Source organism: Azospirillum oryzae (genome assembly GCF_900177515.1).
Classification (GTDB): domain Bacteria; phylum Pseudomonadota; class Alphaproteobacteria; order Azospirillales; family Azospirillaceae; genus Azospirillum; species Azospirillum oryzae_A.
The window spans coordinates 1,110,405-1,133,657 of sequence record NZ_FXAK01000007.1; the positions used below are offsets into that span (position 1 = coordinate 1,110,405).

Here is a 23,253-nt window from a genome sequence, read left to right on the forward strand (position 1 = left end):
AGAAGGTCACAGTGCAAAATTTTTTGGTTGCCCCGACCGATGACCTTCCCTATACGAATATCCGTCCGGAGACGATTCACACCAGACGGGACGCTCCGGACCAGCGTTGGTCATAAGGTTATACCAGCCGCGGGCGCCACGCGACCCGCCAAACGCCGAACGGCCACAGCGTAGAACGGCCAAAAACGTAAAACGACGAGGTTCGGGGATGCATTTGGGGGATGACGAGCGTGCCGCTCCGGCCATCGGGCGGCGCGGGTTCCTGGGTTTTGCCGCCGCGGCGGTGACGTCGGCCCTTCCGGCCGCTTCGGGATTGATGACGGGGGTCGCCACCAGCGTGGCGACGGGTGTGGCGACGGCGCCGGTCCTTCTGGGGTCGGGCAGCGCGGAGGCCGCTCCCCTGGCCGGCAGCGTCCGGCGCATCAGCCTGCACAACATCAACACGCAAGAACGGTTCGACGGCGTCTATTGGGCCGACGGCCATTACAAGCCGGATGCGCTGCGCAAGCTGGACGTGCTCCTGCGCGACCACCGGGCCAAGCAGGTCTGCCGTTACGATCCGCGCCTGTTCGATCTGCTTGCCCGCGTCCACCAGAGCGTCGGGTCGGACGATCCGTTCGAAGTGATCTGCGGTTACCGCTCCCGCCGCACCAATGCGATGGCGCGGCGCCGGTCGCGCGGGGTGGCGAAGGAAAGCTATCACACCCGCGGCATGGCCATCGACATCCGCCTGCCGGACACCCAGTTGCGCGCCATTTCGGAAACCGCGAAGGCGATGCAGTCGGGCGGCGTCGGCTTCTACCCGCGCAGCGGCTTCGTCCATCTCGACGTCGGCCCGGTTCGCAGCTGGTAGTCATCGGATCGGCGGCTGTCTCGGCCGTCGACCTGGGTGCAGCATTGCATGTAAAAAGGCTTTGGGCAAAAAGGCTCCGCATCGACCGATGCGGAGCCTTTTTGATGTGCGGATGACATGGCGCGTCCTGCCGGTTGCGCTGTCGCGTTGGCGCCTTCAGCTTCGCGGCGACGGCTTGGTCGCGCGCAGGATGTCGGTCGGGTCCCAGACCGCGCCGTGACGGCGGCGAGCCTTGCCCTCGCTGGAGCCCTCGGCGGACTTCGCCGGCTTGATCCGCTGGGGATCGCTGCGGACGGTGCGGCCGCGCTTGCGGACGCTGTCCCCTTCCGGAGCCGCAGCGACGATTTCGCTGCCTGCGAGGCTGCTGCTGCCGCCGGATGACTGCGTCGGCGCCAGCGACGGCGAGGAGTCGGGCTCGCCGTCCTCGCCCTCGTCGGAGCCTTCCGGCGGCTCTTTGATTTCCGGTGACAGGGCGGAGAGCAGCGACAGCATCTCGTCCGACACGTGGGAGGGGGCGGCGCGCCACAGGCGGAGAAGCCGCGCCTCGCGCCGGCTGATCTGCGTGTCGTTGTCGTCCGATTCCTGAAAGCCGCCGCGCGAGCGGCGCAGGCCGTCGGCATCGCTGTAGGTGTCGAAGAAGAAGCTCACCGGAACATCCAGCACCTGTCCCAGTCGGTACAGGGTTCCTGCAGATATCCGGTTGGAGCCGCGTTCGTATTTCTGGACCTGCTGAAAGGTCAGCCCGATCGCCTCGCCAAGTTTTTCCTGGCTCATTCCCAGAAGGGTCCGGCGCATCCGCACGCGCTGCCCGACATGGGCGTCCACAGACCAGGATTCCGGCGATCCGCGTCGTCCTCTTTTGCGCGCCGTCGGTTCACTCATGTCCATTGGTCTCCGATGCCCAGTCTTCCGCCGCCTCTCTTTGCGAGAATGAAAGGATTGTTCACACATTCCTTGCTGCTGTTCAAGAGAAAACTTTTGAATATTGGCATGTGGCCGCCATATTCGGATAGGCATCGATGGCACAGCAACATTCGCAAGAGTTGTCCTGTTACAGATTTGTATTATTCCGCAGCCGATGAGGATCAATTGCCAGAAGGGCTTGTCCGATCCCTGCACTCAACCCTTTTGCGGAAATCTCCGAATCTTTCGGCTCGCCCAATGGTTGGGTCGATAGCTTTTTGTTTACAGGAGTTCGACGATCGGGACCAGTTAGGGTTTGCACCGCTACAAATGGTGATCAAAAACCTTCTGGTTGTGGTAAATATTCGGACGCTTGCAGGAAAACTTTATGTTCGGCAGGCCGATACACCGCATCACGCACCGGTGGCGGGCCGCTATGGGCCGGCATCGTTGGTCAGACGATCTTTAATACATAATTAACTATATTCGCGCGGTGCCGATCGGCGCCGGATATGGCGGATTCAGGGCCGAAACGGGCGTGGTGCGTGACCGTCCGTATCGGCCTTCCCGCCATTCCGCTTCCGGGCGGCAACGGTTCCGGAAGCGGCGCCGGAAGCGGGCATCTCCGCCCAGGGACCGCCGGCGGCGGCGAACCCCTCCACATGGTCGCGCAGCTTCTGGACCTGGGACGGGGTGACGCTGCGGCCGAAACGGGACTTCAGCAGGGCGGCCAGCGTCCCGCGTGTCGGGCGGACGCCATCGGCCGACAGGGTGCGGTAGGCGACGAAAGCCTCGGCATAGAGGCGGATGCGGTCGGGCCGCGCGCGCAGCTGCGCCGCCTGGGCCGAGGCGCTGCGGTGCAGGTGATCGGTCAGCCGCTCCGCCGCCTGCGCCTGGGTCAGGTCGGGCAGGGCGACGGCCGGCTGCTCCGGCGGTTCGGGGCGGCCGATGGAGTCGCGCAGGCGCCGCCGCCGCTGGCGCTCGCGGTCGCCGGCGCGCAGCCGCTCGGCATAGGCCGGGTCGGCGGCGCGCCGTTCGGTGCGGCTGCGGTTGGAGCGGGCGGCACGCTCCGCCTCGCGCGCCTGCAACATCGGGTCGCGCAGCAGGAAAGCCAGTTCCTCCGCGGTCAGCCGATGCTCCTGCTCCGGACCGGCGGGCACGGAGGCAGAGGGACTGTCGCGGTCGCGGTCGGTGTCGTCCATCGCTTGGGAACGCAAAGCCCGCCCGCCATGTTCCCGCGCCCTTTCGGACTCTCGGCCGGAGTCTCCGCATGGATGATGAGGGAGATTTCATGTCCGGTGGCGGTGCCGCCCGTGCTAGAGAAAGGCCGTCCTCATCCGGGCCGCCGTCCTGTCTCCGGCCCGTCTTCCCGGCCCGTGCAACAGTGGAATTCGCCCGCCCATGACCCCCCGGCAAGCCCTTCAGCAGCGCCTTGCGGCCTTGGATGCCCATCTGCGCGCGGAAAACCCAAACCTGCTGCCGGTCCTTCCGACCTTCCGCGCCTTCGACCGCATCCTGGCCGGGCTTGGGCTGATCGACCGCCATGAATCGCTGACCACCCGCATCCCCTGGTGGCCGATGGTCGCGGTGCTCGGCACCTTCTCGGCCGGCAAGTCGACCTTCCTCAACGGCTATCTGGGCGAGGTGCTGCAGAACACCGGCAACCAGGCGGTCGACGACAAGTTCACCGTCATCTGCCACGGGCCGGAAACCCGCAAGGAGGCGCTGCCCGGCACCGCGCTGAACGCCGACCCGCGCTTCCCCTTCTACCGCATCGCCGACGAGATCGAGAAGGTGGCGGCCGGCGAGGGCAAGCGGATCGACAATTACCTGCAGCTGAAGACGCTGGCCGGGCCGCGGACCAAGGGCAAGATCTTCATCGATTCGCCGGGCTTCGACGCCGACGACCAGCGCCGCTCGGTCCTGCGGCTGGTCGACCACATCGTCGAGCTGTCGGACCTCGTGCTGGTCTTCTTCGACGCCCGCCATCCCGAACCGGGCGCCATGCAGGACACGCTGCGCCATCTGGTCGCCAAGACGGTGAACCGCGCCGACGCCCGCAAGGTCTGCTACATCCTCAATCAGGTCGACACCACGGCCAAGGAGGACAATCTGGAGGCGGTGTTCGGCGCCTGGCAGCGCGCCATCGCCCAGGCCGGGCTGGTGTCGGGCCGCTTCTACGCCATCTACGACCAGCGCTCCGCCGTCGAGATCGAGGATGACGGCCGCCGCGCCCGCTACGAGGCGCGCCGCGACCACGACCTTGCCGAGATCCACACCCGCATCAACGAGGTGGAGGTCGCCCGCGCCTACCGCATCATCGGCTCGATCGACAGCCTGACCAAGGAGCTGGAGGGCGAGGTGCTGCCCAAGCTGCGCGAGGCGATGGCGACGTGGCGTCGCCGCGTGCTGACCGGCGACGCGGTGTGGGGCGTGCTGCTGCTGGCGCTGCTGGGGGCGGTGGTCCAGACGGTGGGCGGCGGCTTCGGCGCGTTCCTCGGCTGGCTGTTCGACAATGCCGACGGCGGGCTGCCGCTGCACCTGATCGGCACCGCCGTGCTGCTGGGCGGGCTGTTCCTGGCCGGTCATTTCAAGATCCGCCAGTTCTTCGCCCGCCGCATCGCCGCGTCGCTCAGCGACCGCTTCGGCGACGTCGACCTCGACCTGCGGGCGGCCTTCCTGAAGAACACGCGCTTCTTCCGCTCGATCTTCGCCAAGCAGCCGGCCGGCTGGGGCGGACGGGCGCGCAAGGCGATCTTCGCCATCCGCGAGGCGACGGCGGTGCATGTCCAGCGCATCAACGATCTCTACACCGATCCGGCCGGCCGCCGCGCCCGGGAAGCCGCGCCCGGCCCGGCCGCCGCGGCGGAATGACCGCGGGCCGCATAGGACCTCGGCCGCCCTTTACAGCGCAGCGGATGGGCCGTTAGATCTGCGCTCCATCGCCCGACGGCGGTGCGGGACTCAAGCGGTGGACGGCCAGTGGACTTGCGGGAATCGGCGGGCGGCGTTGCAGGCAGGGCGGGGCGGGCGGGCCTGGGCGCCGTCCTGGCCGGGCTGCTGCTGTGCATGGCGCCGGTCCGGCCGTCGGCGGGGGAGGCGCAGTCCGGTCCTGGGCCCGGCCCCGTGCCCGCCCCTTACACCGGGCTGGATCTGGTGACCGGCAACGACTACGCCCCCTACACCGGCGAGGATCTGCCGGGCGGCGGCCTGGTGACGGAGCTGGTCCGCCAGTCCTTCGCGGTCGGCGGTCGCCGCTTCGACGTGCGCTTCCTGCCGTGGAAGCGGGGCTATGACGGCGTGGTGCTGGGCCGTTTCCTCGCCACCTTTCCCTATGTCCGCACGCCCGAGCGGGAGCGCGAGGTGCTGTTCTCCGACCCTGTGGTCGAGGTGCGGCAGTACGTCTACCTGTCGAAACGGTCCGCGATGGAGTTTCATGGCGGCGGCACCGGTGGCGACTCCGGCGGCGAGGCGGATTTTCGCGGGCGGACGGTCTGCCAGCCTGCCGGCTATGCCCTGCCGGCCGAACTGGAAGAGATGGTGCAGCTGGGGCGGCTGACCCGGCACACGCCGTCGGACCTCGGCGCCTGCGTGCGCATGGTGGCGGCCGGCCGGGCCGACGCCCTGGTGATCGACGAATACAGCGGCGCCGCGTCCATCGCCCGCGCCGGTCTGGCCGAGGAGATCCGGGTGTCGGAGCAGCCCTTTGCCGTGGTGACCCTGCATCTGGTGGTGGGGCGGGCCACGCCGGGGGCGGACGCGATGGTCGCCGCCTTCAACGACGGGCTGAAGATGCTGAAACAGCAGGGGATTTACGACCGGCTGCTGGCCGCCCACACGGTTCAGCCCGCTCCCTAGATTTCCCTCGGTTTTGCGCGGTCTTTGCGGCGGCCGGGGCGATATTCCGGCCCGATGCCGCGCTTTTCCGCGCCATAGGCCCCCGTCGCCATGGACAGGACGGTGCTTCGTGCTATAAACGCGCGGTTTCGATCATGGAAAAGGGGCGCGGGCCGTGGCCATCGACGCGTCGATTCTGGTCCTCAACGGGCCGAACCTCAACATGCTGGGCGTGCGGGAGCCGCAAATCTACGGGTCGATGACCCTGGACGACCTGGAGGCCGCCTGCCACGAGCGTGCCGATCAGCTGGGTCTGACCGTGGATTTCCGGCAGTCCAACCACGAAGGCGAGCTGGTCTCGTGGATCCAGCAGGCCCGTACGGAGAATGACGGCATCGTCATCAACGCCGGCGCCTACACCCACACCTCGGTCGCGATCATGGACAGCCTGATCCTGTCGGAGCTGCCGGTGATCGAGGTCCATCTGTCGAACATCTTCAAGCGCGAGCCGGTCCGCCATCACTCCTACATCTCGCCGGTGGCGAGGGGGATGATCTGCGGGTTCGGGCCGCACGGGTATCTTCTGGCGCTGGACGCCATCGCGAACATCATCGACCGCGATTAAGGAAACGGGAACGACTGACATCATGGCGAGCTTCGACATCGACGGCGATCTGGTCCGCAAGCTGGCGGACCTCCTGCGTGAGACGGGCTTGAGCGAGATCGAGTTCGCCGAGGGCGAAAAGCGCATCCGCGTCACCCGCCCGACCGCCGCCCAGACGGTCGCCGTCCAGGCCGCCCCGGTCCTGGCGGCCGCCCCGGTCGCCGCGGCGGCTGCTCCGGCGGGCAAGCCGGTGAGCCATCCGGGTGCGGTGACCTCGCCGATGGTCGGCACCGCCTATCTGGCGGCCGAGCCGGGCGGCACGCCCTTCGTCCGTCCGGGCGACGTGGTCAAGGCCGGCCAGACCATCATGATCATCGAGGCGATGAAGGTCATGAACCCGATCAAGGCCCCGCGCGGCGGCACGGTCGCCGAGGTTCTGGTGTCCGACGCCCAGCCGGTCGAGTTCGGCGAAGTTCTCCTCATCATCGAGTAAGCGGGGCATTCCCTTGGCGATGTTCGAAAAGGTCCTGATCGCGAACCGTGGTGAGATCGCTCTGCGCATCCACCGCGCCTGCCGCGAGATGGGGATCCAGACCGTGGCGGTGCATTCCACCGCCGACGCCGACGCCATGCACGTCCGCCTCGCCGACGAAAGCGTGTGCATCGGCCCGGCGTCCGCGCGCGAAAGCTACCTCAACATTCCGGCCATCCTGTCGGCGGCGTCGATCACCAATGTCGACGCCATCCATCCCGGCATCGGCTTCCTGTCGGAAAATGCCCAGTTCGCGGAGATGGTGGAGGAGCACGGCTTCACCTTCATCGGCCCGACGCCGGAGCATATCCGGATCATGGGCGACAAGGTCACCGCCAAGAAGACGGTGATGGAGCAGGGGCTGCCGGTGGTGCCCGGTTCCGACGGTCCGGTGACGTCGCTGGAAGATGCGGAGAAGATCGCCCACGAGACCGGCTATCCGGTGCTGATCAAGGCGGCGGCCGGCGGCGGCGGCAAGGGCATGAAGGTCGCCCGCAACCCCGACCAGTTGAAGGAAGCCTATCAGCTGGCCCGTGGCGAGGCGCGCGCCGCCTTCGGCAACGACGAGGTCTATCTGGAGAAGTATCTCGGCCATCCGCGGCACATCGAGATCCAGCTCCTGGGCGACACCCACGGCGCCTGCGTGCATTTCGGCGAGCGCGACTGCTCGGTCCAGCGCCGGCACCAGAAGGTGATCGAAGAGGCGCCGAGCCCGGCGCTGAACGCCGAACAGCGCGCCTTCATCGGCGATCTGGCGGCGAAGACCGCGGCGGCCATCGGCTATCGCGGCGTCGGCACGATGGAGTTCCTCTACGAGGACGGGCAGTTCTATTTCATCGAAATGAACACCCGCCTGCAGGTCGAACACACCATCACCGAGATGATCACCGGCATCGATCTGGTGCGCGAGCAGATCCGCGTGGCCGCCGGCGCGCCGCTGGGCTACGGCCAGTCGGACATCCGCTTCGAAGGCCATGCCATCGAATGCCGAGTGAACGCCGAGAATCCGGAGACCTTCATCCCGTCGCCGGGCAAGATCGACGGCTATCACGCGCCGGGCGGTCTGGGCGTGCGCGTCGATTCGGCGCTCTATGATGGCTACCGCGTGCCGCCGCACTACGACAGCCTGATCGCCAAGCTGGTCGTCCACGGCACCACCCGCAACGAGTGCCTGATGCGCCTGCGCCGCTCCATCGAGGAGTATGTGATCGGCGGCATTCAGACCACGCTGCCGCTGCATGACCGCATCATCGCCCAGCAGGCCTTCATCGACGGCAATTACGACATCCATTGGCTGGAACAGCTGATGGCGAAGTCCTGATCCCGCCGCCTCTATATTGCATACCCGCAAATGCTGCGGCGAAATGTCGCAGTGTTGAAAGCCCCTCCCTCAAGTCGAGAGAGGGGCTTTTCTTTTATGACATTTCGCTGATGAAGCGGGTTCTATTCACCGGCCGTGATCCGGTTCTTTGCAATCTGGCAATCCGGCGGCTCGCCCGCGCCATTTCTCGCAAACTGCGACGCCGAATGCATATGACGGCGCCGGGCGGCGGCAACCCCCGTTCCCTTCGGCCTCGCCGTCCATAGGGGTTTCCCCGGAAGGCGGCTTTCCAACCGAAATGGTGTGCATGGCACACCTCTTGCTGACTTGATCTGCATCAGTGCGGGGCGGTGCCTACCCAGGGTAGACGAAACTCCATTCCGTTAGCTGTGCCGTACCGTCGCTCGATTTCGGCCCCGATTTCGGCGATGTCGCGTTCCCCTGGTCCGCATCCCGGCAGCGCATCCATTGCGCTGCCGAACCTGCCCCTTGCCCGACGAGGTTCCGTCCATGCGTCTCAATGAACCGATCACCGACCGCGAAATCGAGATGGAAGACGGCGTGCTGCTGGTGTCGCGAACCGACACGGGGGGCCGCATAACCTTCGTCAACAAGGCCTTCGTCGACATCAGCGGCTATGCCGAAGACGAGTTGATCGGGGCGCCGCACAACCTGATCCGCCATCCCCACATGCCGAAGGAGGCGTTCGCCGACCTGTGGGCGACGATCAAGGGCGGGCGGCCGTGGGAAGGGCTGGTGAAGAACCGGACCAAGGCCGGCGACTTCTACTGGGTCCGCGCCAACGTCACGCCGGTGGTGGAGGACGGGACGGTGACCGGCTTCATCTCCATCCGCACCAAACCGTCGCGCGAGCAGGTAGCGGCGGCGGAACGGCTCTACGCCGACATCCGCGAAGGACGGGCCGCCCATCTGATGGTGCGCGACGGGCAGGCGGTGGCCCGCGGCGCCGCTGCGCGCCTGCGGCGTTGGACGACCAGCATCACCGGGCGGCTGACCCTGATCTTCGCCTTCATGGTCCTGTCGATGCTGGCGGTGGGCGGCGTCACGCTGCGCGGCATGGCCGACAGCAACGCCTCGCTGAAGACGGTGTATGAGGACCGGACGGTTCCCGCCGTGCAGATCGGCGAGATCCTGGACCACATGCGCGACAATGTGCAGACGCTGCAGCACCTGATCATCGACGCCCGCGACGGCACCGATCCCAAGGTGATGGCCGGCCGCGAGCAGCGCATCTTCGCCAATGCCGCCACCATCGACCGGCTGTGGGCGGACTATCTCACCACCTATCTGACGCCCGAGGAAAAGGAACTGGCCGGGCGCTTCGCCAAACAGCGCGCTGCCTTCCTCGACGAAGGGCTGAAACCGGCGGTCGAGCTGGCGCGCCAGGGCGATTCGCTGCGGCTGGAGGTGCTGGTCCGCGACCGCATCGATCCGCTGTTCCAGGCCGCCTTCCAGACCAACAAGGACCTGCTGCAGCTGCAGCTGACCGTGGCCCGCACCGAATATGAGGGGGCGTTGGCGGATTTCCGCTGGCATCTGGTCTTCGCGGTGGCCGCCGGGCTGGCGGTGCTGGTGGCGGCCGTGCTCTGCGGCTTCATGCTGCTGCGCACCGTGCGGCGGCCGCTTGCCGACTTCTCGGCCGATTTCGACGCCATCGCCCGCAACGACCAGGCTCACATCATCGACCTGCCGGCGGCGGTCGAATTCCATCCCATCGCCGGGCAGCTGCGTGGGCTGAAGGCCCGGCTGTGCTACGCCGTGCAGGAGCGCGTCGAGCGCGCCCGCCATGCCGACGAGGAGCGGCGCCGCGCGCTGGAGGCCATGGCCTCGACCGTGGAGCGCGAGGCCGGCCGCGCGGTGGAGGAGGTGGCCCAGCGCACCGGCGCCATGGCCAACGACGCCGAAGGCATGTCCGGCTCGGCCGAGCGGGTCAGCATCAACGCCCAGACGGTGGCATCGGCCGCGGGGCAGGCGCTGGCCAACGCCCAGACCGTCGCCGCCGCCAGCGAGCAGCTGGCCGCCTCGATCCGCGAGATTTCCTCGCAGATCGCCCATTCCAGCGCGGTCACCCGCCGCGCGGTGGAAAGCGGCCACCACACCCAGGCCACCATCCGCTCTCTGTCGGAGACGGTGGCGAAGGTGGGCGAGGTGGTGAACCTGATCCAGTCCATCGCCGGCCAGACCAACCTGCTGGCGCTGAACGCGACCATCGAGGCGGCGCGGGCGGGGGAGGCCGGAAAGGGATTCGCCGTCGTCGCGCAGGAGGTGAAGAACCTCGCCAACCAGACCGCCTCCTCGACCGAGGAGATCACCCGCCAGATCACCGCCATCCAGTCGGTGACCGATCAGGCGGTGCAGGCGGTGGAGGAGATCGGCCGGACCATCGCCGAGATCGACCACATCGCCGGCTCGATCGCCGCGGCGATGGAGGAGCAGTCGGCCGCCACCCAGGAGATCAGCCGCAACGTGGTGGAGACCTCCACCGCGGCGCAGGAGGTGTCGTTCCGCATCGCGGCGGTGTCGGAGGAGGCCGACCGCACCGGCGAGCAGGCGACCCAGGTCAAGCACGGTTCCGGCGACGTCGCCCGCTCCATCGAGAGCCTGCGCATGGTGCTGGTCCGCATCGTCCGCACCTCCACCGGGGATGCCGACCGCCGGCGCAAGCCGCGCTATCAGGTGGAGGAGACGGGCACGCTGCTGATCGGCGGCGACCGTCTGGCGGTGACCGTGCGCAACCTGTCCATCGGCGGCGCCATGATCGACCCGGTGACGGCGACCGACGGCGGTTCGCTGGCGGGCGCCACCGGCAGGCTGCGCTTCGACCGCTACGGCGCCGAGACGACGGTCGCGGTCAAGGCGGTGGAGCATAACCGCATCCATCTCGCCTTCGATGGCGAGACGATGTCGCGCGACTTCGTCCGGGCCGTCGAAATCGCCACCAAGGATCGTCCGCCGGTCGACGTGGCCGCCTGAGCGGTTCCGGCGGTATCCGACGCCCCGCCAACAGTGTTCGGCACGGAAAATTTGCGTGTCGTCTCCATTCCCGGAGGTTGAGGTCCGCTCCCCTGTGACAATTTCGCAAGGAAGTCCTTAGGAACCGAAGGGCTATTATTAGGCTTGTCGCCGGGATGCTGTGCTCGCTCACGTGTCCCGCCGCTTGCACGGAATCGAGGGCCGGCCGCATCCATGGTCAACACCACAGCCTTGTCCCCCCTGATGGAGTGTTCCGAGCCGCACGCCCTGCGAACCGGACGGACGCTCCGCACCCGGCTGCGCTGGCGGCGCGGCCGGCAGGCATCGGCGGTTCCCCGCCTGTATCAGGCGACCGACGCCGCCGGCGATGGGGTGTGGGATTGGGACATGGCCAGCGGCGCGGTGTGGTACAGCCCGCGATGGCAGACGATGCTGGGCTTCGCGCCGGGCGAGGTGCCGCCGCATGTCGATTTCTGGCGCTCCCGCGTGCATCCCGAGGATCTGCCGCTGGTCGAGTCGGCGCTGGCGGCGCATCTGGCCGGCGAGCGCCCGGTCTATGAATGCGAGCATCGGGTCCTCACCAAATCGGGTGCGTGGCTGTGGATTCTCGACCGCGGCCGGGTGGTGGCGTGGAATGCGGAGGGGCGTCCGTCCTGCATGATCGGCACCCATGTCGATATCTCCGCCCGCAAACGGATCGAGGAGGAGTTGGCCGAGAGCCGGATGCAGCTGGACGCCATTCTCGACAACGCGCCGGTGGGGGTCCTGCTGGTCGACCGCGACCGGGTGATCCGCCGCGTCAACAAGTCGGTGGCCGCCACCTTCCAGCACCGGCTGAAGGACATCGTCGGCTGCAGCGCCCGCGTCATCTACGGCGACGACCGGGTGTTCGAGGAGGTGGGGCGCCGCGCCTATCCGCGGATGCAGGCCGGCGGCCAGTTCGACGAGGAGGTGGTGATGCGCCGCGCCGACGGCGCCGACATCCGCTGCCGTCTGATCGGCCGGTCGGTTAAAGTGGGCGATCCCGCCCGCGGCTATGTCTGGGTGGTGGAGGACGTCACCGTCCGCTGGCGCGCCGAACAGGCGCTGAACGACCGCGCCGGCTTCCAGCGCGTACTACTGGACACGGTGCCGGTGCCGATTTTCGTGCAGGACGTGATGGGCCATTACGTCGACGCCAACAGCGCCTTCGAACGCTGGATGGGCATCGACCGGCAGGCGCTGTTCGGCCGCACCGTCTTCGATCTCGCCCCGCCGCACATCGCCGAGGCGGACGAGGCGGCGGATAAGGCCCTGCTGGCCGACCAGAAGCCGCAGAGCTACGAGACGCAACTGCGCTCCGCCGACGGGACTCTGCGTGACGTGCTGTTCTCCAAGGCCGTCTATTGCCGGACGGGCGGCAAGCCGGCCGGAATCGTCGGCGCGGTGATGGACATCAGCGAGCGCAAGCATGCCGAACAGGCCCTGCTGGAACGTCAGCAGCTGTTCGAGCAGATTTTCGTCGCCAGCTGCGCGGTGAAGCTGCTGATCGACCCGGCGGACGGGCGGATCGTCGACGCCAACCCGGCGGCGGCGGAGTTCTACGGCTATCCGCTCGACCGGCTGCGCAGCATGCATATCCAGGACATCAACGCCGCCCCGCGCACCGAGGTGGAGCGGAACCTGCATCACGCCGGCAGCGCCGGGCAGCGGCATTTCCAGTTCCGCCACCGGCTGGCCTCCGGCGACATTCGCGATGTCGAGGTCTATATCAGCAACATCGTCGTGCATGGCCGCACCCTGCTGATGTCGCTGGTCCACGACATCACCGAACGCTGCCTCGCCGCTGCAGCCCTTCGCCGCAAGACGCGCGAGCTTGAACGCTCCAACGCCGAGCTGGAGGCCTTCGCCTACGTCGCCTCGCACGACCTGCGCCAGCCGCTGCGCGTCATCAACAGCTACCTGACCCTGCTGGAGCGTGGCTTGGGCAAGTCGCTGGACGAGGAAGGGCGGGAGTGCATCGACTTTGCCCGCGACGGCGCCCAGCGCATGGACCGGCTGATCGTCGATCTGCTGGAATATTCGCGGGTCGGGCGCAAGGCCAAGCCCTTCCGCCCGGTGCCGCTGGAGGAGCCGCTGCGTCTCGCCCTGCTGAACCTGGAGGTGGCGGTGCAGGATGCCGGCGCCACGGTGACCGTCGAGATGGCCGGCGATGGTAAGCCGCCGGCGGTGGCCGGTGACGACAACGAGCTGATGCGGCTGTTCCAGAACCTGATCGGCAACGCGGTGAAGTACCGCGAGCCCGGCCGGCCACCCATCGTGCGCGTCGCCGTCGCGGCGGATCGGCAGGACGGCGCCGCGGTCTGGCGGATCGACATCCGCGACAACGGCATCGGCATCGCCGCCGAGGACCGCGAGCGCGTCTTCGGCATCTTCCAGCGGCTGCACCGCCGCGACGAATATGAGGGCACCGGCGTCGGTCTGGCGGTCTGCAAGAAGATCGTAGAGCATCACGGCGGCCGGCTGTGGGTCGACGACCTTCCTGCGGATGGGGCGGACGACCTGCGCGACGAGAACGGGCGCCCCTGCGGCAGCCTGTTCCGCTTGGTGCTGCCGGCCCTGGATGGGCAAGAGGAGAGGGGGGACGGAAAGGGCGGAGGAGCCCCGAGCCCGCCATGACGGTGCCGTCTTCGCCCGCCATGCGCCGGCCGCTTCCGGCCGCTTTGCGCCGGCTGCTGTCCGCCGGACGGCGCATCTGGAAACTTGCGGCCCTCCAGTCGGCGGTGACGCTGGTGCTGGCGGTGGGCTATGTCTGGATGAGCGACGTCTACATCCGCGTCGAAGTGGCCGAATACCGCGCCGGCGCGGCGCTGACCGCCTCCTCGCTGGCCAGCACCCTGTCGAGCGCGCTGAACGAGCGTCTCGCCCTGGTCCGCGGTCTGACCGCCTTTGTCGAGGTTGCCTCCGGCGCCGGGAACCTCGCCGACCAGTTCCCGCGCTATGCGGAAAGCCTGCGGCGGTCGGTGGTGGGGGTGCGCAACATCTCCGCCGCCCCGGATTTCGTCGTCCGCATCGTCTATCCGGTGGAAGGCAACAGGAAGGTCCTGGGCAACGACCTGTTGAAGGATCCCCGTCCGGGCTTCGCCGAGACGGTGCAGCGCGCGATCATCAGCCGCGACGTGACCATCCACGGCCCGGTCGACCTGCTGCAGGGCGGGCAGGGGCTGATCGCCCGTCAGATCGTCTACGGACCGGACAAGCCGTGGGGCGCCGTCGGGCTGGTGTTCGACGTCGGCGCCATTCTGGACGAGGTGCGCTTCGACCGGGTGCCGCCGCATTTGGGCTTCGCCCTGGTGACCGATTCCGGGCAGCGGGTGGCGGGCGACACGTCGGTGCTGAGGAACGACCCGCTGGTCGAGCGGATCAACCTGCCGGAGGGCCACTGGGAACTGGCGCTGGCACCCCGCAGCAGCTGGGAGGCGCTTGCCCATGCCGACCCGACCTTCCGCGGGTTCCAGGCCGCCTTCCTGCTGCTGGCCCTGCTGACCGAGGCGATCACCTTCATGGCGGTCAGCCGCCGCTATTCTCTGGAACGGCAGGTCGACCTGCGCACCGCCGAGCTTGGCCGCGCCAAGAACGAGCTGGAACAGTTCGCCTATGCCGCCGCCCACGACCTGCAGGAACCGCTGCGCGCCATCGCCAGCTATGCCCAGCTTCTGGAGAAGCAGCAGAAGGGCAGGCTGGACGAGGAGAGCGAAGGCTTCATCCGCGAGATCGTCGAGGGCGCCGGCCGGCTGAAGATGCTGCTGCGCGACGTGCAGCTTTTCCTGGCGGAGGACCGGGTGCCGCTGGGCGGCGGCGTCGTGCCGGCGGGCGACGCGCTGAAGGCCGCCCTGACCGCGCTGAAGCGGCGCATCGCCGAAGCCGGGGCCACCGTGACGGCGGCGGACCTGCCGGAGGTGCGGGGCGACGAGCGGCGCCTGCGCGAGATCTTCATCGTGCTGATCGGCAACGCCATCGAATACCGCCATCCCGACCGCGCGGCGGAGGTCCACGTCTCCCATCGCCGGGCCGACGGCCATGACGTGATCGACGTGCGCGACAACGGGATCGGCATCGACCCGCGCTACCGCGACCAGATTTTCGAGGTGTTCCGGCGCCTGCATTCGCGGGACGAGCATCCCGGCACCGGCATGGGGCTGGCCATCGCCCGCAAGATGGCGGAGCGGCTGGGCGGCCGCATCACCGTCGCCTCCAGCCCCGGCCTCGGCAGCGTCTTTTCCATCCATCTGCCCACCCCCGCCTTCCGAGGATTTTCCTGATGCAGGACCTGACCACCCCCTTCGAGATCCTGCTGGTCGAGGACGATCCGGCCGACGCCGGCCTCGCCAAGCGCGCTTTGCGCGACGGGCGCATCCTGTGCAACGTCGGTCATGTCCGCGACGGGGTGGAGGCGATGGAGTATCTGCGCCGTCAGGGCTCCTTCGCCGGCGCCGCCCGCCCGGACCTGATCCTGCTCGACCTGAACATGCCGCGGATGGACGGCCGGGAAGTGCTGCAGGAACTCAAGGCGGACGACGAGCTGAAGACCATTCCGGTGGTGATCCTCACCACATCCGACGTCGACCGCGACGTCAACGCCAGCTATCTGCTGGGCGCCAACAGCTTCATCACCAAGCCGATGGACATGGACGCCTTCTTCGATGCGGTGAAGAGCATCGAGGAATACTGGTTCCGCGTCGTCCGGCTGCCGCGGTGAGGGAGGTCCGCCATGTCCATCGCCTTATCCGGCAAGCCGCTCTTATCCGACACCTCCGACCGGGAGGACGGCCGCACCGCCATCCTGCTGGTCGAGGATGACGATGCCGACGCGCGGCTGGTCACCCGGTCGCTGACTCCCTATGCCCGCCGCGCCGGCGTGGCGCGCGCCACCTCGCTGAAGGAGGCGCGGGCGTGGCTGCACCGCAATGCCTGCGACGTCGTGCTTCTCGACCTGTCGCTGCCCGACAGTTTCGGGCTGGAGACGGTGACGCGCCTGCATGCCGACGCGCCGTCGCTGCCGCTGGTGGTGCTGACCGGCTACGACGACGAGGATTTCGCGCTGGATATCCTCGCCCACGGCGCCCAGGACTATCTGGTCAAGGGGCAGACCGACGGGCCGCTGATGTGGCGCGCCGTCCAGCACGCCATGGCCCGCAAGCGGCTGGAGGAGGAGCTGCGCCTGTCGGAGGAGCGGCTGCAGGGCATCATCGGGCTGGCGCAGGACGCCATCCTGACCACCGACGCCAACCTGAACATCACCCTGTTCAACCGGGCGGCGGAAAGCCTGTTCGGCTATGACGCCGACGACATCCTGGGCCGTCCGCTGGCTCTGCTGATCCCCGAACGCTTCCGGCCGGACCATGAGGCGCACATCGCCGATTTCAGCGTGTCGGAGCTTCAGGCCCGGGTGATGACCAACCGGCGCGAGGTTCTGGGCCTGACCGCCGACGGCCGGGAATTCCCGGCGGAGGTCTCGATCGCCAAGCTGCACCATACCCACGGCCTGCTGTTCACCGCCGTGATCCGCGACGTGTCGGAACGCAAGCGGGTGGAGAGCGAACTGCGCCGCATGGCGACCACCGATCCGCTGACCGGGCTGAACAACCGCCGCCGCTTCATGGAGCTGGCGGAGGTCGAGATGGCGCGGCTGCGCCGCTATGGCCGGGCGGTGTCGGTGCTGATGCTGGACATCGACCGCTTCAAGGCGATCAACGACACCCACGGCCATGCGGTGGGCGACCATGCCCTGGTCACGCTGGCGGAGATCTGCCGCGACGAGCTGCGCGATACCGACCACATCGGCCGGCTGGGCGGCGAGGAGTTCGCCATCATCCTGCCGGAAACCCCGCTGGCTTCGGCGGCGGAGGTGGCCGAACGGCTGCGCCAGCGTCTGGCGCTGGCCGAGGTGCCGATCGTCCCCGGCGACCAGGGCCAGGGGTGCCTGCGCATGACCGTCAGCATCGGCGTCGCCATGTGCGGCGACGAGGATTCCAGCATCGAACGCGCGCTGGGCCGCGCCGACCGGGCGCTCTATGAGGCGAAGGCGGCGGGCCGCAACCGCGTGGTCATCAGCGACGGCTATCCCGGTCCGGCCTTCGCCTCCGCGTCCGGTCCCATCTCGATCGCGAGCTGACGGCATGTTCGAGGAAAAAGGACCGACGGACCCGTGACCCAGCGGACGACTAAAATGGCGGAGAAGCCGGAGCCGGTACTCCTGGTGTCCTCGCAGGTGGCGCTTGCCCAGCGCTGCGCTCCCGTCTTGGGGGTGCTGGCGCGGGTGGAGACCGTGGCCGCGGCGCTTGACCGCCTGCGCGGCGGCGGTGGGGCGTCGGGCGAGACGGTGGTGCTGCTGGACGCCCCCACCGTGGCGGCGGTCGAGGCGCTGGCCCGGCTGGATCCGGCTCCCGCGGTGGTGGTGCTGCTCCCGGACGGCAAAGGGGACGGCCAAACCGAGGCGCAGGATCAGGACGTCGCGGGTTTCGTCGCGGCGGGGGCGCAGGACGCCCTGCCGGCCGGCGCCGTCACCGCCGAATGCCTGCGGGCCGCGGTGTCGGCCGCCCGCCGGCGGCAGCTGCGGGAAAACCGGCTGCGGCTGGCTCTGGCCGAGGCGGAGCGGGCGCGGGGGGAGGCGCACGCCCTGCTCGACGCCGCGGGGGCCGCGGTGGCGGCCGCGCTCGACCCGATGATGGCGCTGACCTCGGCCGCGCTGGAATCGCCGCTGTTGCCGCGCCAGCAGGACCGGCTGGTCGCGGTTCAGACGGCGGGGGCCGCCCTGCGCGCCACGTGCTCGGCCCTGCGGCAGGCCGGGCGGGAGTCCGCCGTGGAGGAAAGTCTCACCCTCGCGGCGCTGGCGTCCGGCGTCAGGGCGGTGACGGTGGAGAGCGGGGCGGAGGAGTGCTTCACCGGCGATGCCGCCGCGCTGCGGGGGCTGCTGTCCCTGCTGACGGCGGAGGCGGGGGCTTCGGTGTCGCTGGCGTTGCGTCCGGCCGGCGATGGCGCCGAGCTGTCGGTGCGGCGGCGGGGCGAGGCGCGGCTGCGCCCGCTGCTGCTGGCGGCGATCCAGCCGGCGCTGCGGCGGCTGCAAGGGCGCCTGCTGTCCGATGGCCCGGTGAACGAGGCGGGGGAGGGGATGGTCATCCGCATCCCCGTCCGCCGGATGGAGCGGCCGGCCGCCCTGTCGGTGCTGCTGGTGGAGGACAACCCGATCGGCCGGCTGGTCGCCGCCGGCTTCTTCAAGGCGCTCGGCCATGCCGTGACGACGGCGGAAGACGGGGCGCAGGGGCTGGCCGCCGCGACGGAGAAGCGGTTCGACCTGATCGTGATGGACATCCAGATGCCGGTGATGGACGGCCACGAGGCCTCCCGCACCATCCGGGCCCTGCCCGGCGAGGCCGGCCGCGTGCCGATCGTCGCGCTGACCGCCGGCACGGATGCCGAGGACGACGCGCAGTGCCGCGCCGCCGGCATGGACGACTGCCTGCACAAGCCGCTGACCATGGATCGTCTGCGCGCGGTGCTGGATCGCCTGTTCCCCGGCCGGGTGCAGGTCGGCTGATCGCGGCGCGCGGCACAAATTGTCGAATAGTTTACAGAACCAAAACCATATTCCACTCCATGGTAACCGAGCACCGGTTGCCGGCCGCCGGTTCGGACGGTATCAGTGGAAAACGGTGATCCGGCTGGAGGGTTGGGGATGGATTTGCAGGCGATCGACTATTCCCGGCATCGTATCCTGGTCGTGGAGGACCAGCCCTTCGTCCGCCGCACCATCGTCCAGATCCTGGGCCAGATCGGCTTCCGCGAGGTGGCGGAGGCCGAGGACGGCGAGACGGCGATGCACGAATCGATCCGCGTCAATCCCGACCTGATCGTCTGCGACATCGACATGAAGCCGGTGTCCGGCCTGCAGTTCCTGGCCCGCCTGCGCGCCAGCACGGAGGCCGCCAATCCGCGCGCGCCGGTGGTGTTCCTGACCAACCACACCGAATCGGAGATCGTGAAGCAGGCGATGGCGCTGGGCGTCAACGGCTTCGTGGTCAAGCCGCCCTCCTTCTCCGCGTTGAAGGAGCGGGTGGACCGGCTGCTGGGGGGACGGTGAGGCACGTCGTCCTGCTCGCCGCGCTGCTGCTCGCCGCCTGTTCGGGTGAGCCGTCGGAAGGCGACATGCGCAAGCTGGTGGAGGCGCACACCCGCCGCATGCTGGAGCGGCAGGGCAATGCCGGCTTCCGCGCCTTCGACGAATTCCGCAAGCAGGGCTGTGTCGACGCCAAGCTGAAGGGCGGGCAGGACAACAGCGGCCAATATGACTGCTATTACGCCGCCACCTTCGTGCCGCAACCGGGGCAGCAGCCGCTGACCGTCAACGGCAAGGGCCGCTTCCGCCGCACCGACAAGGGCATGGCCTTCGAGGATCTGGGCGCTCAGCCGCGCTGAGACCTCTCAACTGCCGCGCGCGAGGCGGGAGAGGGTGGACAGTGGATCGCCGGCCTCCTCGCCGAAGCAGACATCGACGTCGTCGCACACCTCGCAGTTGGGGGATTTGCACAGCATCAGCCCCTCGCGCTCGCAAAGCTGGCGATAGAAGAACTTCTTCCATTTCATGTCGCCGGCATTCATCGCCACCAGCGCCGGGAAATGCCGCCGGAACATGGTGTTGAGTTCGCCGCGGTCGTGGAAGCCCATGTCCTGCCACAGATGGTTCGGCTCCAGCGACCGGCGGGCCAGGATGGCGGCGAGCCAGCGCTCCTCGTCGGCGCCCCGCGCCCCATGCTCGGCCAGGAAGGCGCGCAGGTCGGCCTCCTCGATGGCGTCCTCGCCGGACTCGTCGCCGTCGGGCAGGGCGGCGACCGTAGCGGCGAATTGCGGGGCGTGACGCGCGGCAATCTCCGCCAATTCCGCTTTGGTCAGCGCCAGCGCCTGGGGCATCGTCCGCGCCGGGTCGGCGGCGGCCAGCGCCAGGATCCGGCCGAAGATCATGCGATCGGCGGCGGCGTCATCCGGACTTGCGGTTTGGGCAGGCGACTGGGCAGTGGGCTGGGACAGGTCCACTTGGCATCTCCACCAGCTGATAGCGCCCGCGACACCAGCTATCCTGACCCATGATGCTGCAGTTGCGAAAGGCGCTGTCCGCCTGCCAGGCCTGCGGCATTGCGCCGCATCAGCCCCTAGGATCGTCGATCTCCTCCGTGATCTCTTCGGCGAAGCGTTCGAAGAAGCCGGCGAGCACGCGGTCGGTCTTGGCCTGCACCAGCTTCACCGCCAGCCGGCCGACGGCGCCGCCCAGCGCCACCGACAGGCTGTAGGTCAGCAGGGTGCGGCCGTCCGCCTCCTCCAGCACCACCAGCGCCTCGCCCTTCACGGCGCCGGCCAGCCCGCCGTTGCCCTGGGCGAACAGCCGGTAGCGGTGGGCGCCGTCCTCCGGCTCCAGCCGCAGCCGGCCGGAGAACCGCGCCTTCATCGGCCCGAGCGTGGTCCGCACCCGCGCGGCATAGTCGGTGGCGGACAGCCGCTCCATCTCTTCCAGGACGGGGATGCAGCGCATCAGCACCGCCGGGTCGCAAAGCGCCGCGAACACGCGGTCGCGCGGTCCGGGGACGCTGTGGGTGCCGGTGATGTCCATGCGCGCGCTTCCTCCTTTGGTATCCCGGTACAACAGTGTGGACGGGCCAAATCATCCCGACAAATCCGTTCGGGCGATGACATCTGGTATTGCTTGTCCCCGGAACCAAGCCAGTGAAAATGACGGAGTGAGAATGCCATGCGACAAGCCGCCACGATGCTGACCGTCCCCACCCGCGGCGCCGGACTGGTCGAGGTGACCGCCCAGGTGCGGCGCTGGGTGGCGGAGCAAGGGATGGACACCGGGCTGCTGACGGTGTTCTGCCGCCACACCTCGGCCTCCCTGACCATCCAGGAGAATGCCGACCCCGACGTGCAGGCCGACCTGCTGCGCTTTTTCCGCCGTCTGGTGGCGGAGGACCCGTCGCTCTACGCCCACACCACCGAGGGGCCGGACGACATGCCCGCCCACATCCGCTCGGCCCTGACCGGCGTCAGCCTGTCCATCCCGGTGATGGGCGGCGAGCCGGCGCTGGGCACCTGGCAGGGCATCTACCTGTTCGAACACCGCGCCCGGCCGCACCGGCGGGAGATCGCGCTGCACCTGATCGGGGACTGAGGCGGTTTCCTTGCCTGAAATATCTTTCATCCGGTCGCAAGGCGGCGGTGAAGGGCGGTTCCCTATGTTCTGGACAACAGCGGTGAGGCAGTGCGGCGGACAACGAACCGTCCATCGCCTCCCGGCAGTCGGAATCGCCTGATTGGAGTGTCGCCGTCATGACCACCCTTCCTCCCGCCCAGAGCCAGACCCCGAACCAGACCCAACGTCCGGGCCGTTTTCGCCGGACCGTCGCCGCCCTGCTGCTGGGTTCGACCGTGCTGACGGCTCCGGCGCTGGCCGGCTGGGCGGCATCGCGGGCCGAGCAGAACGCCACGCCGCCCGCCGTCACGATCACGCAGGATACCCCCTCGACCTTCGCCGACCTCGCGGCCAAGGTCAGCCCCGCCGTCGTCAACATCGCCGCCACCCAGGAGGCCAAGGCCGAACCGCGGGCGCAGCGCGGCCCGCAGATCCCCGGCTTCCCGCCCGGCTCGCCCTTCGAGGAGTTCTTCCGCCAGTTCCAGGACCAGATGGGCCAGAATGGTGGACCGAACGGCGGCCAGGATGACCAGGAACAGGCGCCGCGCGGCAAGCTGGGGGCGCTCGGTTCCGGCTTCATCATTGACCCGGCCGGCTATGTCGTGACCAACAACCACGTCATCGACGGCGCCAGCGAGATCACCGTCACCCTGCAGGACGGCACCGCCATGCCGGCCAAGCTGATCGGCCGCGACGCCAAGACCGACCTTGCCCTCCTGAAGGTGAAGTCGGACAAGCCGCTGCCCTCGGTCGATTGGGCGGACAGCGACAAGACCCGCGTCGGCGACTGGGTGATGGCGGTCGGCAACCCGTTCGGGCTGGGCGGCACCGTCACCAAGGGCATCGTCTCGGCCCGCGGCCGCGACATCCACAGCGGTCCCTACGACGACTACTTCCAGCTCGACGCCGCCATCAACCGCGGCAATTCGGGCGGCCCGACCTTCGACCTCAGCGGCCATGTGATCGGCATCAACACCGCCATCTACTCGCCCAACGGCGGTTCGGTGGGCATCGGCTTCGCCATTCCCTCCAACCTTGCCAAGGAGGTGGTGGCCCAGTTGAAGGACAGCGGCAAGGTCGAGCGCGGCTGGCTCGGCGTGAAGATCCAGGAGGTGACGCCGGACATCGCCGACAGCGTCGGCCTGCCCAGCGCCAAGGGCGCCCTGGTCGCCGACGTCACCGCCGACAGCCCGGCCCAGCGCGCCGGCCTGCACCAGGGCGACGTCGTGCTGACCTATGCCGGCAAGCCGGTCAACAACCTGCGCGACCTGACCCGCAACGTGGCGGAAACCAAGGCCGGCGACACGGTCGAGGTCAAGATCCTGCGCGACGGCCGCGAAAAGACGGTTCCGGTGCGCATCGACCGCCTGTCCGACCAGACGCAGGTCGCCTCGGTCGACACCGGCAATGGCTCCGCCGGGCAGGAGGAGGTCGCGCCGGTGAAGGGGCTGAAGCTCGCCCCGCTCGACCGGGCGGCGCGCAAGCGGCTGGGCATCGACGATGCCGTCCAGGGCGTGGTGGTCACCGGCCTGTCCTCCAGCGTCGACGTGCCGATCCGCCCCGGCGACGTGATCGAACGGGTCGGCGACAGCGAGGTGAAGAGCCCGGCCGACGTCCGCCACCGGGTGGCGGAGGCCGAGAAGGCGGGTCAGAAGGCGCTGCTGATGCTGATCAACCGCCAGGGCAACGAGTCCTTCGTCGCGCTGAAGCTGAAGGCGTGAGACGAACCTCTCCCTCTCCCGTCCCGGGAGAGGGAGGGGACCCGCGCCAAAGGCGTGGGGAGGGTGAGGGGTGATCCAAGGAGCCAGAAGCGCATGGTTCCTTGGATCACCCCTCACCCTTCCCATGCTCCGCATGGGCCCCTTCCCTCTCCCGGGGCTCTCAGCGGATCTTCGATCCGCCTGACGCCGTCAGCACAAACGAAGTTTGTGCGAGAGGCGGGAGAGGGAGGTGCTTGGCCGGGCTGTTTTGGGAGGCTACACTCGTGCTC

At 68.6% G+C, this 23,253-nt stretch carries 19 protein-coding genes and 1 pseudogene; 16 read left to right on the plus strand and 4 right to left on the minus strand.

Annotated features, from left to right (window positions below):
* Positions 1-208: 208 nt before the first annotated feature.
* Positions 209-853, plus strand: coding sequence for a peptidoglycan L,D-endopeptidase MepK (locus tag B9N97_RS17775; protein WP_085089044.1), 645 nt, complete (start codon positions 209-211; stop codon positions 851-853).
* Positions 854-1,482: 629 nt separating this feature from the next.
* Here the strand turns inward: B9N97_RS17775 and B9N97_RS17780 are convergent.
* Positions 1,483-1,735 (minus strand): annotated as a pseudogene (locus B9N97_RS17780) (helix-turn-helix domain-containing protein); the annotation flags it as partial.
* 542 nt (positions 1,736-2,277) lie between these two features.
* Entirely contained in the window at positions 2,278-2,958 is a 681-nt protein-coding gene (locus B9N97_RS17785; protein WP_085089046.1) for a hypothetical protein, read from the minus strand.
* 199 nt (positions 2,959-3,157) lie between these two features.
* Here B9N97_RS17785 and B9N97_RS17790 point away from each other — a divergent pair, with 199 nt between their 5' ends.
* The 13 genes from B9N97_RS17790 to B9N97_RS17850 all read left to right on the plus strand — a co-directional run bounded on the left by B9N97_RS17790 (position 3,158) and on the right by B9N97_RS17850 (position 19,498).
* Entirely contained in the window at positions 3,158-4,630 is a 1,473-nt protein-coding gene (locus tag B9N97_RS17790; RefSeq protein WP_085089048.1) for a dynamin family protein, read from the plus strand.
* A 114-nt stretch (positions 4,631-4,744) separates the two neighbouring features.
* The gene (locus B9N97_RS17795; RefSeq protein ID WP_432264194.1) at positions 4,745-5,614 is read left to right on the plus strand and encodes a substrate-binding periplasmic protein; all 870 of its coding nucleotides are present in this window, start codon (positions 4,745-4,747) and stop codon (positions 5,612-5,614) included.
* Between the two features lie 154 nt (positions 5,615-5,768).
* Positions 5,769-6,218, plus strand: coding sequence for a type II 3-dehydroquinate dehydratase (aroQ, locus tag B9N97_RS17800; RefSeq protein WP_014247329.1), 450 nt, complete (start codon positions 5,769-5,771; stop codon positions 6,216-6,218).
* Between the two features lie 22 nt (positions 6,219-6,240).
* The gene (locus B9N97_RS17805; RefSeq protein WP_085089052.1) at positions 6,241-6,690 is read left to right on the plus strand and encodes an acetyl-CoA carboxylase biotin carboxyl carrier protein; all 450 of its coding nucleotides are present in this window, start codon (positions 6,241-6,243) and stop codon (positions 6,688-6,690) included.
* Positions 6,691-6,709: 19 nt separating this feature from the next.
* On the plus strand, positions 6,710-8,050 hold the full coding sequence (gene accC, locus B9N97_RS17810) for an acetyl-CoA carboxylase biotin carboxylase subunit (protein ID WP_085089054.1): 1,341 nt from the start codon (positions 6,710-6,712) through the stop codon (positions 8,048-8,050).
* 510 nt (positions 8,051-8,560) lie between these two features.
* On the plus strand, positions 8,561-11,044 hold the full coding sequence (locus tag B9N97_RS36780) for a methyl-accepting chemotaxis protein (protein WP_085090640.1): 2,484 nt from the start codon (positions 8,561-8,563) through the stop codon (positions 11,042-11,044).
* Between the two features lie 213 nt (positions 11,045-11,257).
* Positions 11,258-13,702, plus strand: a complete 2,445-nt coding sequence (locus tag B9N97_RS17820) for a PAS domain-containing sensor histidine kinase (protein WP_085089056.1) — start codon at positions 11,258-11,260, stop codon at positions 13,700-13,702.
* Positions 13,699-15,345 (plus strand): sensor histidine kinase, encoded by a 1,647-nt coding sequence (locus tag B9N97_RS17825; RefSeq protein ID WP_085089058.1) that lies wholly within the window; start codon positions 13,699-13,701, stop codon positions 15,343-15,345. The genes B9N97_RS17820 and B9N97_RS17825 overlap by 4 nt, the downstream gene beginning before the upstream one ends.
* Complete coding sequence (locus B9N97_RS17830) at positions 15,345-15,782, plus strand: response regulator (protein ID WP_085089060.1); 438 nt, start codon at positions 15,345-15,347, stop codon at positions 15,780-15,782. Before B9N97_RS17825 ends, B9N97_RS17830 begins: the two co-directional genes overlap by 1 nt.
* A gap of 12 nt (positions 15,783-15,794) precedes the next feature.
* A complete protein-coding gene (locus tag B9N97_RS17835; protein ID WP_085089062.1) occupies positions 15,795-17,198 on the plus strand; it encodes a diguanylate cyclase in 1,404 nt (467 codons plus the stop codon).
* A 54-nt stretch (positions 17,199-17,252) separates the two neighbouring features.
* Positions 17,253-18,620, plus strand: a complete 1,368-nt coding sequence (locus B9N97_RS35950; RefSeq protein ID WP_085089064.1) for a response regulator — start codon at positions 17,253-17,255, stop codon at positions 18,618-18,620.
* Positions 18,621-18,758: 138 nt separating this feature from the next.
* Positions 18,759-19,163 (plus strand): response regulator, encoded by a 405-nt coding sequence (locus B9N97_RS17845; protein WP_085089066.1) that lies wholly within the window; start codon positions 18,759-18,761, stop codon positions 19,161-19,163.
* A complete protein-coding gene (locus tag B9N97_RS17850) occupies positions 19,160-19,498 on the plus strand; it encodes a hypothetical protein (RefSeq protein WP_085089068.1) in 339 nt (112 codons plus the stop codon). Before B9N97_RS17845 ends, B9N97_RS17850 begins: the two co-directional genes overlap by 4 nt.
* Positions 19,499-19,504: 6 nt before the next feature.
* Here the strand turns inward: B9N97_RS17850 and B9N97_RS17855 are convergent, their stop codons facing one another.
* Both B9N97_RS17855 and B9N97_RS17860 read right to left on the minus strand, forming a co-directional pair.
* Entirely contained in the window at positions 19,505-20,113 is a 609-nt protein-coding gene (locus tag B9N97_RS17855; RefSeq protein WP_244560759.1) for a nitrogen fixation protein NifQ, read from the minus strand.
* 109 nt (positions 20,114-20,222) lie between these two features.
* Complete coding sequence (locus B9N97_RS17860; RefSeq protein ID WP_085089070.1) at positions 20,223-20,684, minus strand: CoxG family protein; 462 nt, start codon at positions 20,682-20,684, stop codon at positions 20,223-20,225.
* A gap of 138 nt (positions 20,685-20,822) precedes the next feature.
* On the opposite strand from B9N97_RS17860, the gene B9N97_RS17865 reads away from it, so the two are divergent.
* Both B9N97_RS17865 and B9N97_RS17870 read left to right on the plus strand, forming a co-directional pair.
* A complete protein-coding gene (locus B9N97_RS17865) occupies positions 20,823-21,242 on the plus strand; it encodes a secondary thiamine-phosphate synthase enzyme YjbQ (protein WP_085089072.1) in 420 nt (139 codons plus the stop codon).
* A gap of 158 nt (positions 21,243-21,400) precedes the next feature.
* Positions 21,401-22,984, plus strand: a complete 1,584-nt coding sequence (locus tag B9N97_RS17870) for a DegQ family serine endoprotease (RefSeq protein WP_085089074.1) — start codon at positions 21,401-21,403, stop codon at positions 22,982-22,984.
* Positions 22,985-23,253 lie beyond the last annotated feature (269 nt).